12 protein-coding genes and 1 pseudogene are annotated in these 15,324 nt (G+C 66.2%); 2 read left to right on the top strand and 11 right to left on the bottom strand.

What is annotated here, in order from left to right; genetic code table 11:
• Positions 1 to 497 precede the first annotated feature (497 nt).
• Positions 498 to 3,153: pseudogene (locus HCU64_RS16795) on the top strand (MMPL family transporter).
• Positions 3,154 to 3,175: 22 nt separating this feature from the next.
• On the opposite strand, the gene hpnK reads toward HCU64_RS16795, so the two are convergent.
• The 6 genes from hpnK to HCU64_RS16765 all read right to left on the bottom strand — a co-directional run bounded on the left by hpnK (position 3,176) and on the right by HCU64_RS16765 (position 9,778).
• The gene (gene hpnK / locus HCU64_RS16790) at positions 3,176 to 4,030 is read right to left on the bottom strand and encodes a hopanoid biosynthesis-associated protein HpnK (protein WP_233385262.1); all 855 of its coding nucleotides are present in this window, start codon (positions 4,028 to 4,030) and stop codon (positions 3,176 to 3,178) included.
• Between the two features lies 1 nt (position 4,031).
• Positions 4,032 to 4,814 carry an SPFH domain-containing protein gene (locus HCU64_RS16785; RefSeq protein WP_233385261.1) on the bottom strand — a complete coding sequence of 261 codons (783 nt, stop codon included), beginning with the start codon at positions 4,812 to 4,814 and terminating at the stop codon, positions 4,032 to 4,034.
• A 342-nt stretch (positions 4,815 to 5,156) separates the two neighbouring features.
• On the bottom strand, positions 5,157 to 6,590 hold the full coding sequence (gene hpnJ, locus HCU64_RS16780; RefSeq protein WP_233385260.1) for a hopanoid biosynthesis associated radical SAM protein HpnJ: 1,434 nt from the start codon (positions 6,588 to 6,590) through the stop codon (positions 5,157 to 5,159).
• Positions 6,591 to 6,748: 158 nt separating this feature from the next.
• On the bottom strand, positions 6,749 to 7,945 hold the full coding sequence (gene hpnI / locus HCU64_RS16775) for a bacteriohopanetetrol glucosamine biosynthesis glycosyltransferase HpnI (RefSeq protein WP_233385259.1): 1,197 nt from the start codon (positions 7,943 to 7,945) through the stop codon (positions 6,749 to 6,751).
• A 100-nt stretch (positions 7,946 to 8,045) separates the two neighbouring features.
• On the bottom strand, positions 8,046 to 8,669 hold the full coding sequence (locus HCU64_RS16770; RefSeq protein WP_233385257.1) for an MlaC/ttg2D family ABC transporter substrate-binding protein: 624 nt from the start codon (positions 8,667 to 8,669) through the stop codon (positions 8,046 to 8,048).
• Entirely contained in the window at positions 8,660 to 9,778 is a 1,119-nt protein-coding gene (locus HCU64_RS16765) for a flippase-like domain-containing protein (RefSeq protein ID WP_233385256.1), read from the bottom strand. The genes HCU64_RS16770 and HCU64_RS16765 overlap by 10 nt, the downstream gene beginning before the upstream one ends.
• A 249-nt stretch (positions 9,779 to 10,027) precedes the next feature.
• On the opposite strand from HCU64_RS16765, the gene HCU64_RS16760 reads away from it, so the two are divergent.
• Complete coding sequence (locus tag HCU64_RS16760; RefSeq protein ID WP_233385288.1) at positions 10,028 to 11,173, top strand: amidinotransferase; 1,146 nt, start codon at positions 10,028 to 10,030, stop codon at positions 11,171 to 11,173.
• Here HCU64_RS16760 and HCU64_RS16755 read toward each other — a convergent pair.
• The 5 genes from HCU64_RS16755 to HCU64_RS16735 all read right to left on the bottom strand — a co-directional run bounded on the left by HCU64_RS16755 (position 11,157) and on the right by HCU64_RS16735 (position 15,308).
• Positions 11,157 to 11,360: a hypothetical protein gene (locus tag HCU64_RS16755; protein ID WP_233385255.1), complete on the bottom strand. Its 204-nt coding sequence runs from the start codon at positions 11,358 to 11,360 to the stop codon at positions 11,157 to 11,159. The two genes, HCU64_RS16760 and HCU64_RS16755, sit on opposite strands and share 17 nt — an antisense overlap.
• Positions 11,361 to 11,453: 93 nt before the next feature.
• Positions 11,454 to 12,671 (bottom strand): alpha/beta hydrolase family protein, encoded by a 1,218-nt coding sequence (locus HCU64_RS16750; RefSeq protein ID WP_233385254.1) that lies wholly within the window; start codon positions 12,669 to 12,671, stop codon positions 11,454 to 11,456.
• A gap of 548 nt (positions 12,672 to 13,219) precedes the next feature.
• Positions 13,220 to 13,627, bottom strand: coding sequence for a response regulator (locus HCU64_RS16745; protein WP_233385253.1), 408 nt, complete (start codon positions 13,625 to 13,627; stop codon positions 13,220 to 13,222).
• A gap of 177 nt (positions 13,628 to 13,804) precedes the next feature.
• Complete coding sequence (locus tag HCU64_RS16740; RefSeq protein WP_233385252.1) at positions 13,805 to 14,695, bottom strand: dienelactone hydrolase family protein; 891 nt, start codon at positions 14,693 to 14,695, stop codon at positions 13,805 to 13,807.
• 169 nt (positions 14,696 to 14,864) lie between these two features.
• Entirely contained in the window at positions 14,865 to 15,308 is a 444-nt protein-coding gene (locus HCU64_RS16735) for a hypothetical protein (RefSeq protein WP_233385251.1), read from the bottom strand.
• Positions 15,309 to 15,324: the final 16 nt, after the last annotated feature.

Here is a 15,324-nt window from a genome sequence, read left to right as displayed (position 1 = left end):
TAGCGCGAAAAATTTCTGAATTCCAGGGATGTAGTCTGGAACCAAGTTGAAGTGGCCGAAAAAGGGCGGTCCGACTTCCGTATCTTCGCGGTCGTGTCGAAGGAGCCACGAAGGATACGCAGATCGGGCTCCAAGAGGGCGGTCTCAACCGCTAGTGGCGGCACATTGTTCGCTGCGAGACCGTTTCAACCCGGCTCAGGTCTCCAACGCAATGCTGCAATGCAATACAGCATGGCTCGACCGATGGCTGCATGAAATTGCCGCCGCGTTGCATTCCGAGGCTGGGACCAGTACTTAGCGCCCCATCGAGAGGCATCGTCCCAGATCGGCGGCTCGGCCTTAGCGGCCGGCGGGAGCATTTCCGGCGATCCGCGATCCAGCTGGAGAGTGACCCTCTCCTTGCCGGAGGAGATGCCGGCTTTCGGGAGAAAACGGCGGGTTCCGCCGCCCGTCGCTCCAGCGGCGTACGGGTCAGATCGAGGTAGGCAGGACACCGCGTGATCGAACGTCTCGTCGCGTTTTCCGTACAGCGCCGTTGGCTCGTCATCGCCCTCATCGCGCTGATCACGGCGGCGGGCGGTGGTGTCGCGGCTCATCTCTTCCGGATCAACACGGATGTCGAGCGGCTGATCGAGCCGAGCGTGCCGTGGCGGCAGGACGAGATCCAGTTCGAGAAAGCCTTCCCGCAGCGCTCCAACCTCGTGGTTGCCGTGATCGACGGCCGGACGCCGGAGATCGCCGAAGAGGCCGCGGTCGAGCTCAGCAAGGCGCTCGCCGTCCATAAGGGCCAGATCGAGACGGTCTACCGGCCGGATGGCGGCCCGTTCTACGACAAGAACGGCCTTCTGCTGATGTCGCAGAAGGAACTTGAACAGACTACCGAGACACTGATCCAGCAGCAGGGCCTGCTTGGGCCGCTCGCCTCCGACCCGTCTTTGCGCGGCATCATGCACGTGCTCGCGATGGGTGCGAAGGGCGTGAAGTCCGGCGATGCCAAGCTCGAGGATCTCGAGCAGCCGATGACCCGGATCGACGAGACCCTCAAGACGGTGCTCGCGGGCCAACCGGCTCGGATGTCCTGGCAGGAGCTTCTCGCGAACGGCAAGTCCGAGACCACGGACAAGCGCAAGTTCGTGATGATCCAGCCTGTGCTCGACTACAACGCGCTGGAGCCGGGCCGAGAGGCGACCAAGCTCATCCGCAAGGTCGCGCAGGATCTCAAGATTACCCAGGCCGAGGGCCTGCACATGCGTCTGACCGGCCCCGTCGCGGTGGCCGACGACGAGTTCGCGACATTGTCCGACGACGCCTTCGTGAACAATGCGGTGGTGGTCGGCGCGATCGTGCTGTTCCTGTTCCTGGCGCTGCGCTCCGGGCCGCTGGTGATCGCGGTGATCATCACCACTTTTGCCGGCCTCGTCGTCACGGCGGCGCTCGGCCTGCTCATGGTCGGCGAGCTCAACCCGATCTCCGTGGCCTTCGCGGCCCTGTTCGTGGGGCTCGGCATCGATTTCGGCATCCAGTTCGCGGTGCGCTACCGGGCCGACCGCTACGAGGTCGGCGATGTCGAGGGAGCGATCCGGGCGGCCGCGCGCGGGGTCGGCATCTCGCTGACGCTCGCCGCGATCTCGCTGATCGCCGGCTTCTTCGCCTTCCTGCCCACCAAGTTCCGCGGCGTGTCCGAACTCGGCCTGATCGCCGGCGTCGGCATGATCGTGGCCTACCTCTTCGCGCTGACGCTGCTGCCGGCGCTGATCGCGGTGTTCCATCCGCGCGGCGAGAAGCGTGCCGTGGAAACCACCTGGCTGTCGGGTGTGGACCACTGGATCGTCCAGAACCGCAAATACGTGCTCGTCGGCGTCGGGATGCTGACGGTGGCGGGCATTCCAATGCTCTTGAAGCTGCCCTTCGATTCGAACCCGATGCACCTGCGCAGCCCGAAGGTCGAATCGATCGCCACCTATCTCGACCTGATCAAAGACCCGGCTACGAGCCCCAACACGGTCGACGTGCTGGCACCGAATGTCGATGGCGTGCCCGATCTCGTCGCGAAGTTGCTGAAGCTCGATTCCGTGGCGAAGGTCATCGACATCGACACCTTCGTGCCGCGTGACCAGGACCAGAAACTGCAGACCATCGCCGAGACGGCCCAGTTGCTCGGCCCGGCCCTGAACCCCACAAAGAAGCAGCCGCCACCCACCGATGCCGACAACGTCAAGGCGATCAAGGAGGCTGCTGCCGCCCTGAAGAGCATCGACGACGGCAAGTCGGCCGGTGCCAAGGCTGCAGCCAACCTGTCGACGACACTCGATAAGCTCGGCAACGCCCCGGTCTCAGCGCGGGAGGCCGCCTCGGTCGCGCTCACCACCGATCTCAAGACGCTTCTGCGCCGCCTCGGCGGTCTGCTCTCGCCCGAGAAGATCACGCTGCAGAACCTGCCGCCGCAGCTCAAGGCCGAGTGGGTCACCGCCGACGGGCGCTCGCGGATCGAGGTGCATCCGAAGGGCAACTCGAACGACGACGAGGTGCTGCGCCACTTCGCCAAGGAGGTGCAGACCGTGGCCCCGCACGCCACCGGTGCGCCGATTGCCACGACGGAGTCGAGCTACACGATCCTCGGCGCCTTCATCCAGGCCGGCCTGACCGCGCTGGCGCTGATCTTCATCATCCTCTCGGTGGCTTTGCGCAAACCCTGGGACGTCGCCATGACGCTCGGGCCGCTGGTGCTCGCCACCCTGTGGACGCTGATGGCGCTCTACATCCTCGGCATGCCGCTGAACTTCGCCAACATCATCGCCCTGCCGTTGATGCTCGCCGTGGGCGTCGCCTTCCACATCTACTACGTCATCGCTTGGCGGGCGGGTGTGGCCGACATGCTGGCCTCGAGCCTGACCCGGGCGATCTTCTTCTCGGCGCTGACCACCGGCACCGCCTTCGGCTCGCTGATGCTGTCGAGCCATCCGGGCACGGCGAGCATGGGCAAGCTGCTGGCGTTGTCGCTGTTCTTCACGCTGGTGGCGGCGTTCTTCGTGGTGCCGGCCTTCCTCGGGCCGCCGCCGGCCCAGCCCGATGCGGGACCGACCCGAGGGGAAGGATGCAGGCAAGCTGCCGCCCTCCGAGGTGAAGGTGCGGGAGACGGTGGCGGCGAAGTAGCCGAGCGATCGGCCGCCGGCGCTTAGGAGAAGTCCGAGAAACCGCCGCTTGCCGCGCCCGACCGCGCGACGGCATCCCGCGACTCCGCCGCGATCAGCGCATCCCGCTCGGCGGCATAGGCGTAGCCGGGCGCTTCGCCTTCGAAGCCCCCAGCAGTGGCCGGATGGGTATAGAGCTCGGTCAGCCCGTCGGGCAGATGCTCCAGCAGACCCGCGACGCGGGCCGGCGTCATTGCGCCGGACCAGGCGAGCCCGAGCGTGCGATCGGGAATGAGCAGACCCGCCTGCCGAGCGCGCGCCGCAAGCAGGCCGGCCCAGGGGGCGATGTCGAGGGCTGGGCGCGGACGGCAGCCGGGTTCGGCGAGGCGAAGCAGCGGGCGCGGTTCGCGCGGCACCCGGATCGCCCGCATGCCGTAGCGAGAGCCGATGGCGAGCACCGCGCCGGCGATCAGCGGATGCACGTGGAAGTGCTTGTGCGCGTTGACGTGATCGAGCGGCAGGCCGGTGGTCTTGTAGGCCTCGAACTGCGCGGTGATCTCGGCGGCGAGCTGGCGCCGCGCGGCGGGTTTCGCGGCGAGATCGAAGCCGAGGCGGCCCATGTCCCGGCGGATCAGGCCGTTCTGATCGACGAGATTGGGGAGCTGGGCCGGCGGCAGTGTCGGCCATGCCTCGACCAGGACGAGGTGTAGGCCGACGCGCAGGCTCGGCAGGCGCCGGGCGCGAGCGACCGCATCCGCCGCCGCAGGTGCCGAGACCATCAGGCTCGCGGCGGTGAGGATACCCTCGCGATGTGCCTGTTCGACGGCCTCGTTGACCTCGGTACTGAGCCCGAAATCGTCGGCGGTGACGACGAGGCGCTTGGATGCGTGAGTGACCACGCTAGCTCTCCTGCACCGGTTCGGCGGAGGTCTCGCCCGGTGCCGACAACCCGAAGGCCTCGCGGCCGATGACGAGGGTCGCGCCCTTGCCGCCCTGCGCAGAGAGCGCCTGCAACAGCCGAAGATTCATCAGTTCGGGGTTTCCCTTGAGCATGCGCGCGGAATTGGCCAACGAGCGAAGGGCCGCCTGCTCGCTGCGCGCGCGCTCGAGGGCGGCCTGACCGTCGAGGCGGGCCCGTTCGATCTCGGCATAGAGCCGTCGAAGCTCCGGCGGCATCGTAATGGCTGAGATCGAAATGCCGCTGATCGTGCAGCCGCAATCCGGCTGCGCGATCAGCGGCAGAAGCGCTTCGCCGAGGCTGGCGCGTTCGGCGAGCATCGTCTCGAGCGTGCGCCCGGCCGCGAGCTGGACCAGCGCCTCGGTCACCGCCAGTCGCATCAGTTCGCGATAGCCCTGTTCGTGCGCGCGCCGCGGGTCGGTGATCGCGTAGGTGAACACGGCCGACAGCCGATAGGACAGCCGCTCCGCGCTCGTGACGTCGGCATTCGTCAGGTAGTCGAGGTGTGGCTGGCGGGGCAGCACCACGACCGTCTGCTGCTTGAGCCCGAGCGTCCAGTAGCGGCCCGGTCCGAGCACCCGTGTAAAACGACCGTCGACATAGAGCAGTCCCTGCTCCCATTCGCTGACGGTGCGGCTGGAGGACGGGGCGCGTATCGCGCGCAGGGTGAGGTAGCCGGCGAGCGCCAGAAGGCCGAGCACCAGAACCGCAGTGATCCCTGACAAACCTGCCCTCCCCCGACCCGTGGGACGAATCTCGAGACTCTCCGACGCCGCGGGGATCGCGCGGGGATCCGAGGATCCGCAGGGCGCAGTCCTGGCTGCCGCAAGGGCCGGCGCCGGAGAGCACTGGATGCTGACCGAACAGCGTGGGAGCAGGACTTTCGCCACTGGCCGCGTCCGTGATGGACGTCGCGCGGCTGACCCGCCCTCATGGGGAATCGATCCCCGGCCGACCACTAGCACGGCCCCGGTCGAATGTGTCGAGGAGCCGCTTTGACGAACTGCCACAAACGAAAACGGCCGGGCATCGAGCCCGGCCGTGAAAGGTGATGATGCAGGCTCGCCTTATGCAGCCTTGGAGGTGCCCTGGCGATCCCGGAGGAAGTGCCAGAACTCGACGCCCTCGCGCAGGCGGCGCTTCATCATGTCGGGCGAACGCACCATCTCGTTCACGATCGAGGCGATCTTGGGCACGCGGAAGTAGAACTTCTTGTAGAATTCCTCGACCGCCGCGAAGATCTCGGCATGCGACAGGTGCGGGTAGTGCAGCGGAGCGATCTGCACGCCGTTCTCGTCGACGAGTTCGGCGTTCTCCACGTCGAGCCAGCCATTCTCGACGGCCTGCTTGTAGAGGAAGGTGCCGGGATAGGGCGCGGCCAGCGAGCACTGGATCGTGTGCGGGTTGATGCGCTTGGCGAAGGCGATCGTCTCTTGGATCGTCTCCTTGGTCTCGCCCGGCAGGCCGACGATGAAGGTGCCGTGGATGGCGATGCCGAGGTCGTGGCAATCCTTGGTGAACCGCTCGGCCACCTCGACGCGCATGCCCTTCTTGATGTTGTTCAGGATCTGCTGGTTGCCGGATTCGTAGCCGACGAGCAGGAGGCGCAGGCCGTTCTCCTTGAGCACCTTCAGGGTCTCGCGCGGAACGTTCGCCTTGGCATTGCACGACCACGTGACACCGAGCTTGCCGAGCTCGCGAGCGATCTCCTCGGCGCGGGGCAGGTTGTCGGTGAAGGTGTCGTCGTCGAAGAAGAACTCCTTCGTCTGCGGGAACTCCTTCAGGCAGTACTTGATCTCTTCGACCACGTGAGCGACCGAACGGGTGCGGTAGGTGTGCCCACCGACGGTCTGCGGCCACAGGCAGAAGGTGCAGCGGCTCTTGCAGCCACGGCCCGAGTAGAACGAGATGTAGGGGTGCTTGAGGTACCCGATGAAGTACTTCTCCATCTCGAGGTCGCGCTTGTAGACGCTCGTGACGAAGGGCAGCTGGTCCATGTCCGTCATGATCGGACGGTCTTCGTTATGGACGATGTTGCCGTCGGCATCCCGGAACGAGAGGCCCTTGATCTCCGACATCGGCACGCCGTCGGCGACTTCCTTCACGGTGAAGTCGAACTCGTTGCGGGCGACGAAATCGACGGCCGGAGCGGCAGCCATCGAACCCTGGGCATCGACGGCGACCTTGGCGCCGATCAGGCCGGCGATGAGCTTCGGGTTCTCGGCCTTGAGCGCCTCGATGCACTTCACGTCCGACTTGAAGGACGGAACCGAGGTGTGCAGCACCACCAGGTCGAAATCCTTGGCCTGGGCCACGACTTCGGCGAGCTTGATGTTGTGGGGCGGGGCGTCGATCAGCTTCGAGTTCGGCACCAGGGCGGCGGGCTGGGCCAGCCAGGTCGGATACCAGAACGACTTGATCTCGCGCTTGGCCTGGTAGCGCGAACCTGCGCCGCCGTCGAAGCCGTCGAAGGTGGGGGCCTGGAGGAAGAGCGTGCGCATCGAGTAGCGGCCTCGGGCTCGTGTTCTTGCGGGTGAAGACGGAGTGCAGGCCGAAAACGGCGATTTGCAGCCCGTCATTTGTTCGTTTGATGCATTCCCGAACGAGGAACCGAGGTTCGTTTCGTCGGACTACGCAGGTACTGAAGGTCTTCGAAAGTTTAGACCGAAGTCGCGCCGGTCTCGTGACCGATGGCGTGCTCCGGGATCAGCGTACCGTCAGCAACCACTCTGTAATCGTGACCTTTCCATGTCACCGCACCCGAGACGAAGCTCCAGGTGAAGTTGATGAAGGACAGCATGTCACGTATCGGCAACAGCCAGTAGGCGTGCGGCGTCAGGCCGAAGGCGCTCTCGACGCGCAGGCACAGCACGATGCGGCAGGCCAGAGCCAGGGCGGCCACGGCAAGCGCGAAGGTGCCCGCATTCGGCATCAGGGCAGCGATCAGCGCCAGCGGGAAGGCGTGGGTCACCACCGAGCCGGCATAGCCGGCCGGGTCGACGTTGCGGATGGTGCGGTTCCAACGCAGCTCATGGCGCCACAGGCCCGAGAGCTCGGTGTCGACGCAGGTATGGCCGATAGTGAAGGTCGGGATCGCCACCTCGCCGCCGAGCTTCCGCAGTGCTTCGCCGACGGCGTAGTCGTCGGCGAGATCGTCCTTGAAGGCGCGGAAGCCGCCGATGGCTTCGAGCGAAGCCTTGGTTAGCGCGATGGTCGAGCCGAAGCAGGGATTAGCGAGGCCGAGCGTGGTGCCGACGATGACGTTCGGGGCGAACTGGACGTCGATGGCCAGCGCCGAGAGATGGGAGAAGACGGAGCGATTCGCCGGCACGCCGTGATAGAGGCAGGTCACGCCGGTCACGCCGGGCTGGGACAGCTCGGCGACGACGCGCTCCAGGTAATCAGGCTTCACGACCATGTCGCTGTCGGCGAGCACGACGACGTCGTGGGCGATCTCAGCCGACATGTTGATGAGATTCGAGACCTTGCGGTTCGATCCGTGCTGGCTTGGATCGATCACGAGATCGAGGCGCAAAGCCGGAAACGCCTCGCGCAGGCGCTCAACGGTCTCGATCGCCGGATCGGTCGCCTTCTGCACGCCGAACACGATCTGCACGCGGCCCGAATAGTCCTGGCGGCAGAAGCTCTCGAGATTGGCGTAAAGGTTCGGCTCCATGCCGCAGAGCGGCTTCAGGATCGTGACGGAAGGACGTTCGGTGCCTTCGGGCAGCAGGGGTGTCGCGCGGCGCGCGAAACGGCCGGTCATGACCGCAGCCATCAGCCCGTACACGCAACCGGCAAGCGCCATCAGCAGCAGGAACGGCGAGATCCAGTCCGAAAAGCTCGTGAGGTCCATGGCGGCGATGCTTGGTCCGGAAGGATAGCGGATGTCGCCTGCGACGGAAGGATTCGTCTTGGGCGCGAGAAGATGGTGCGCGTTAGCGTCTCGGGATGATTCAAGGCTTTGGTTTGGCGGCGAGCATGCCTTCGGTGCGCTCGTTCAAATATTTTACGAGTGCGTCCGCGCCGCCCTTCTTCACCGGGTCGTTGAAGCCGGCCCGCATCGAGGCGACCTCGCTGACATTGCCGTTGAGCAGCACGTCCTGGATCTTGTTGGATGCGTTCACGACGTAGTCGACGTCGGTATCGTCACCATCCTTGGTCGTGATCTTGGTATGGACGATCTTGTTGCCGCCGCGCGTATCGGTGCCCGGCTTGATGTCGAACTTGCCACCTGCCGCCTGCGACAGCCGGTTGGCGTAGAGCGTCGTGAAATAGGTGGTGAAGGTATCGGTGACCGCGCTCTGCTGCTCGGGCTTGAAGGTCTTCCACTTCGGCCCGACGGCGACGGGCACCATTGCTCCGGTATCGAACACATCCTTGAAGGTCGGGCCGATCACGTCGATGCGGCTCTTGAGGTCGCTCGATCCGCTCTTCAGGGCTTCCTCGACCTTGCCGTAGAGCTTGGTCACCGCGGCGACCGCCGGATCGTCCTCGGCGCGCGCGCGCTGGGGCGCGCCAGCCAGGACGAGGGCGGCGAGAAGGGCGAGGCTGGACAGGCTGCGACGGGTCAGGCGCACTTCTTGAACTCTCCGCGCTCGATATCGACGGGACGGGATGGGCCAAGGCCATTGGCGGCATAGCCATAGGCGGCAGGCGCCGGCTCGAAGCCGCGTCCGACGATCCGCTCGCGGATGCCGTCGAAACCGTCTTCGGCCTCGCGCTCTGCGTCCTTCTGAACGCGGCCTTCCAGGCGGTGCCAGAGAAACAGGCTCGGCAGGCCGATGGTGAGGTCTGCGGCGCGCTTGACCAGCGACAGGGCCAGGGCGACCTCGGCCGGGATATTGAAGATGGCGCACAGCGCGATGAGACCGCCTTCCTGGGCGCCGAGCGCGCCGGGAACGGCGAAAGCGGCGCCGCGCACGGCCTGGGCCAGGCTCTCGATCACCAGAGCTTCGAGGAAGCTGACCGGGAAACCCATGAAGTGCAGGCAGACATAGACCTCGAAGGTGCCGATCACCCAGCCGATCTGGTGCACGAACACCGCGTTGCCGAAGCGCGCGCCGTTGCCGTAGAGGCGCTTGAGGTTGGCGTAGAGCACGTCAACCGCGCCGAGTGCGCGCCACTCGCGGCCCGAGGCGAAGCGGGTGAGGGCCGCCTGGATCAGGCGGTGACCGCTGCGGCGCTGGATGAGGTAGAAAGCGCCGAGCGCCGGGACTGCGACCACGAGGCCGCCCGCCACCGTGCGGACGACGGGGCCGTCGCCCGCGAGCCAGACGAGGATGGCGAGGCCGGCGATCGTGAACAGGAGCTGGGTCAGCGCCTGGGTCATCAGGTCGACGAACATCGAGGCGCCGGCGAGGCTGCCGGACACGCCCCGCTTGGCGAGAAGGCGCGCGCCGACGAAGTCGCCGCCGACCTGGGCGACGGGCAGGAGCGTGTTGATGCCCTCGCGCACGAAGCGCAGCGTCACGCAATTGGAGAGGCTCGGGCGCTCGCGGCTCGGGAAGACGACGAACCAGCCGAGGCCGGCCCATGCCACTGCGGCGAAGCGGGCAACGATGACGGCGAGCGCGCCCCAGCCAGCGCTGAGCACGGCCGTCCACACGTCATCCAGTCCCGAGGAGAGGAACAGTCCGACGACGGTGCATAAGCCCGCGATCAGTGCCAGGGTCGTGAGGTGCTTCATGGCCCTCTTTCCGCTACCGGCGATGGTGCGAGGTGTTGTTGGCGTGCTGCGACGTCGGCTCAAATCGGCCGCTCGGAGCGAATAGGATCACGGCAAGTTGCAGCTTTAGAGAGCGCTGTCTATCACCCGAGAGCCACACTGAAGGCCAAAGCGGCAGATCGGCAACAGTCTCAAAACTAAAGACCGCAGGGCTTTATCCCAAGGGGATTATCCATGGAACGCGATGCGTCCAACATGGCGGAGAACGTCATGCTCGAAGATGCACAAACTCAAACCTTCACCGACCTTCAGAGCCTGTCGCCGGACATACCCGCGCCGCAGAGCCCTGTCATGGCCTGGAACGAATGGGATCCCCTGGAAGAGGTGATCGTCGGCTCGCTCGACGGCGCCACGATCCCGACCCACCACCTCACGGTGATCTTCAATCTTCCGCGCGCCGCGCAGCCGTTCTACCGGCTCGCTTCCGGCTGGAAGTATCCGAAGTTCATGAAGAAGCTCGCCCAGGCCGAGCTCGACAACTTCATCACCATCCTCGCGGGCGAGGGCGTGAAGGTGCGCCGGCCCGACACGGTCGATTTCTCGAGGAAGTACAAGGCGCCGCGCTGGACCTCCCGCGGCTTCTGCGTCGCCTGCCCGCGCGATCCCTATCTCGTGATCGGCGATGAGATCATCGAGAGCCCGATGTGCTGGCGCTCGCGCTATTTCGAGGGCGACGCCTACCGCTCGCTGTTCAAGGAATATTTCCGCGCCGGTGCCCGCTGGACCTCCGCGCCGCGTCCGCAGCTCACGGACGACCTCTACAACTACGATTATCGGGTGCCGAACCTGAAGGCCGGCGAGCCGATGCAGTTCACGGTCAACGAGTTCGAGCCGGTTTTCGACGCGGCCGACTTCGTGCGCTGCGGCCGCGATCTGTTCGTGACTCGCTCCAACGTGACGAACCTGATGGGCATCGAGTGGCTGCGCCGCCACCTCGGGCCCGGCTTCCGCATCCACGAGATCGAGAGCCGCTGCCCGCAGCCGATGCACATCGACAGCTCGTTCATGCCGCTGGCGCCGGGCAAGGTGCTCGTGAACCCGGACTATATCGACGTCGAGAAGCTGCCCGCCGTGCTCAAGAAATGGGACGTGCTGATCGCGCCGCGCCCCGACCCGGTCGAGGGCTTCATGAGCAAGATCTCGATGTGCTCGCCCTGGACCTCGATCAACGTGCTCGCCATCGACGAGAAGAAGATCGTCGTTGACCAGAGCCAGCCGACGCTGATCAAGGCCCTGAAGGATTGGGGCTTCGATCCGATTCCGGCGCCGTTCCTGAGCTACGGCCCGTTCGGCGGCTCGTTCCACTGTGCGACGCTCGACGTGCGCCGCCGCGGCGTTCTCAAGTCGTACTTCTAGACACCGGCCGCGTCGCCCGCCTCCACGCGAGGCGGGCGACCAGCACCGCCCCGCCGATCTGCAGCAGGCCGTTCTCGTCGACCGGGATCGGCCAGAGCGGCATGGTCCAGCGCGTCAGCGCGTTGAGCGCGATCAGCCCGAGACAGAGGGCGAGAGCGGCGATCAGGGTGGCAATGAAATCCGGCATGACGGCGCGTCCGAGGCGAGCCGGCAAAGCTTAGCAAGCGGCGGGCCGGGCGCTGCGTCGCGCCGGCCACATCGCACAGCCAAAGCGTCGTGATCAGCGCCGATCGGCGGCGCGCGGTTGTGCCTGTCGGCCTTTGCCGGAAGCGCCGCGGGCGGCTGCCGTGGTCGGAGCCACCGCCGCGGGGGCGGCGACGGGTGCTGGCGGGGCGAGCTTCGGCACTTCGACACCGAGCCGCTTCACCGGCCAGCCATCGGCCCAGCGGCCCATGTCGCTGAAGCTCGAATCGGCCTTGAGCTTGTTCGCGTCCTTGCCGGCGAAGGCGCCGCTCGCTGCCATGTCGAACGTGCGCCAGTAGCCGAGGTAATCGAGCGCGTCGGCGCGCGCATTGTTGATCTGCTGCACCAGCGTCGATTGCTCACCGCTGAGCGTCACGTCGGGCGACCACTTGAACGGGGCGGGCTTAGCGTCCTTGGGCTCGGGCGCGATGGTGATCGCGGTGCCGTCATAGGCGGCATCGATCCCCGCAGGCGACGACAGGGTCGCGGTCATGGCGGGAAATCCGTGATCATCCGAGAGCGCGCGCACTAGGAGCTTGCGCTCCGGCGCAACGGCGGTGGCCTCGCGAAGGATGCGGCGAGCGGCGAGATCTGCCGCGCGGGCGTCCTTGTCGCCGGTCACCGCGACGAGCAGCGTGTCGCCCGAGATGCCCGAGAGATCTCCGAGTGGGATGCCGCGCGACTTGGCGTCGTGGGCGATGCCGCCGGGCATGATGACGTAGAGAAGTTTGGGTGCCGGCAGCCCCTGGGTCTGTGCCCCGGCGGCGAGGTTGGCGGCGAGCGGCGCACCGGCCAGATGGCCGATCAGGGTCATGCGCTTCGTGTCAGGCTTGGCATCCGGATCGGCGGCCAGGGCATCGAGAGCCGACTTCAGCAGGATGCCCGCCTTTTCCGTGGCCTCCGATGGCCGGGACTTGTTCAGTTCCTGGAAGCGCGGAAACAGCACCAGCCAGCCGTTGCGAGCGAGGTGGTCGATCCAGCCTCCATAGGCGCGCGGGTTCGTGGCGCCCCAGGCATGGAGAAACACGGCGACGGGCCGGCCCTCTGCGGGGGCCGTGCCGGATCTGTAGAAGGCGTAAGTCGAGGAATTTGCTGTGCCGATGCCGCGCTTGACGATCGTCGCGGCCTTGTCGCCAACCCCGCCCGGGCCGTCCTGCGGCTGAGTCGGCGGCGCTGCGGCGAAAGCAGGTGCACACAGCCCCAGCGCGATGAGAAGGCTCGCGGTCGCGGAGCGAAGGCGGAAGGTCAGGCGCATCGGGATTCGGCGGTTGCAGGTCTCTGCCGAGTTCGGCGCGCCCTGCATATCAGATTTGGGGTCGGAGGCGACGCCCGATCACTGCCATTCCATGTAAGTTTCGAGGCGCCTACTCTCCGCCGTCACCGTCCGGCCGCCTTGCATCGATCGCTTGTGCGAGGTCCAGCAGAGAACGCGGTACTTCGGAATCGATCACCTCGTGATAGTGATGTCGAAGATCATCTCCGATCCTGCCTAGTAGAGCGTTGCCAAAAGGCTCGTCGAGAGAGCCGCCATCGATCGAAAACTCAGCTGCAAAGTTGTCGGAGGCTGTTTTCATTGGGCACCGGCTGCTGATCTCCTTCCTCGAAACGAGGACACGTAAGCAGTCCAACGGCTCCATTGCTGGATGTTTCCCGGACGAGCAGTAGGTTTTTCGTCGAGCCGTCAGCGTTCGCGTTGGCCTGGAGCGCCGGAAAGAGGTCGAAGACGCTGGCGATGAAGGCGGATCAGGCGATCCCGCATCGTTTTTCTCGCCAGGGTTGAGGCCGCCCAAAAAAGTGGGTGTCTCACTCCTCGCTGGCGCTGCCGTGGTGCCGCGCGGCTTCCTCGAGCCATTCGAGGATTTCAGGCGCACGCCAGGGCTTCGGGATGAAGGTCGCGGAGATGCGCAGATCGCTCGGTTGGTCGCTGGCATCGCCCGAGGTCAGCAGAATGCGGATGCGCGGCCAGGTTACACCGATGATGCGGGCGAGTTCGAATCCTCCGATCGTGCCGGGCGTGCGGACGTCGGAAAACACCACGGCAACATCGTCGCCGCGCTCGTTGAGGATCGCAAGGGCGCGCTCGGCCGTCTCGGCCTCGATCACTTCGAAGCCGGTCTCCTCAAGCATCTCGGACGCGAGGAAGCGCTCATCAGGCTCATCCTCGACGACGAGGATGACGGGCTTCCTGCCCGCCGGTCGCACGTCACTCATCACCTGACTCACGGCCGTGATTACTCGCTGCGCCGAATCCGGGGTCAATCGCCGCATCGCGATGACATTCGACGCGCTGCAACGATAGTTGCCTGCCGCCTCACGTCTGTACCGCGAGGGCAACAACGCCGGAATTATTCAGATGTGCAGGCGGCCAACGAACAAACTCTCACGAACTCAGCCAACGCCGTGCTGTTTCAGGAACGCTAGTGCGCGCTTCCAGCCGTCTTCAGCCGCGTCCTTGCGGTAACTCGGGCGGTAATCGGCGTGGAAGCCGTGCGGCGCATCCGGATAGACCACGAGCTCGACGCTCTTGCCGGCAGCCTGCGCCGCGTCCCTCGCCGTCTCGACGCTCGCAACCGGGATGCCGGTGTCGGCGCCCCCATAGAGCGCCAACAGAGGAGCATGGATCTCCCCGGCGACGTCTCCGGCAGTCTTCGGCTGGATCGCGCTGCGCTCGCCGCCGAGCGGGCCGTACCAGGCGACGGCCGCCTTCAGATCGGTTCGGTGAGCATCATACAGCCAGACTGCGCGCCCGCCCCGGCACCAGCCCATGACGCCGAGCCGGCCGAGATCGCCCTTCGCGGCCGAGGCCGCCCAAGCCGCCGTGCTGTCGAGATCGGCGATCCACTGGCCGTCCGGCGTCTTCAGGATCACGTCGCTGACGATCTTCTTGACGTCTGTCATGGCCGAGAGATCGCCCTGCCTGGCATAGAGCTCCGGCGCCACGGCGCAGTAGCCCGCCTTGGCGAGCCGCCTGCAGATATCCTTGATGTATTCGTGGACCCCGAAGATCTCCTCGACCACGAGGACGATGGGGAATGGACCCTCGCCCGTCGGCATGGCGCGGTAGCCCGGCATCGGTCCGTCGGCCGCTGGGATCTTCACCTCTCCGGCCTCGATGCCGCTGGCATCGGTGGTGATCACCTGCGCCTCGACCCTCGCGGTTGCCAGGGTCAGGCCGGTGATCAGGCTCGTCATCACGAAGCCCCGCCGCGAGAGCGGCCCGGGATCGAGCCCTTCGAGTCCGCCGAGGGTGGGGCCGCGCGCGTCGTCATGGATGCTCATGATGCCTCCGTGGGTACTCGGGTCAGGCCAACACGGCGGCGGGGGCGCTGGTCAAGCCGGCGCGACGTCACGAAGCCGACATTGCGCCGCCCTCAGTCTCCGGCGATCTCGGCCTCAGGACGCGTGATGCAACGGGTATTCCCGCGCCGCCCTTCTCCCCGCCGGCCCGTCACGCGCCTGCCCTGACCAAGACGCGCTCCCCGGCGCGGTCGCGGATGGGTTGGCGCGGGGCCGGCTTGGCCTCGGCAGGGCGCTTGCGCTCTGCAGATCTCGGCCGGAGCACGTCACCCAAAGCCACGAACCCGTCGCGTCCGCTCTGAGCGGGCCGCAATCCAAAGCCGACCGCGAAGGAGCGTGAAAGAGCCTCGTCGGCGGTCAACCCAAAGCGCTCGAGCGCGGCGAGGAAGACTTCGCGGAACAGGCGCGGTGTGCACCAGCTCTTCTCGGCGAGCTGCAGCGGCCAGGTCCAGAGCCCATCTCCGCGGCGGGCGCCAAGCGCCTCACGTGCGATGAAATAGCCGGTGGCGCGATGTTCGAGCCCCTCCGAGACGAGGCTCCAGTCGTCATTCGCGAACAGGACGTCACCGTCGGCGTCCATGCAGATGTCGATCATGCGGCGGCCCACCCGC

It is taken from the genome of Methylobacterium sp. C25, from assembly GCF_021352225.1.
Lineage (GTDB): Bacteria > Pseudomonadota > Alphaproteobacteria > Rhizobiales > Beijerinckiaceae > Methylobacterium.
The sequence above is the reverse complement of the archived record's forward strand: the minus strand, read 5'-3'. Positions and strand labels throughout refer to the sequence as shown.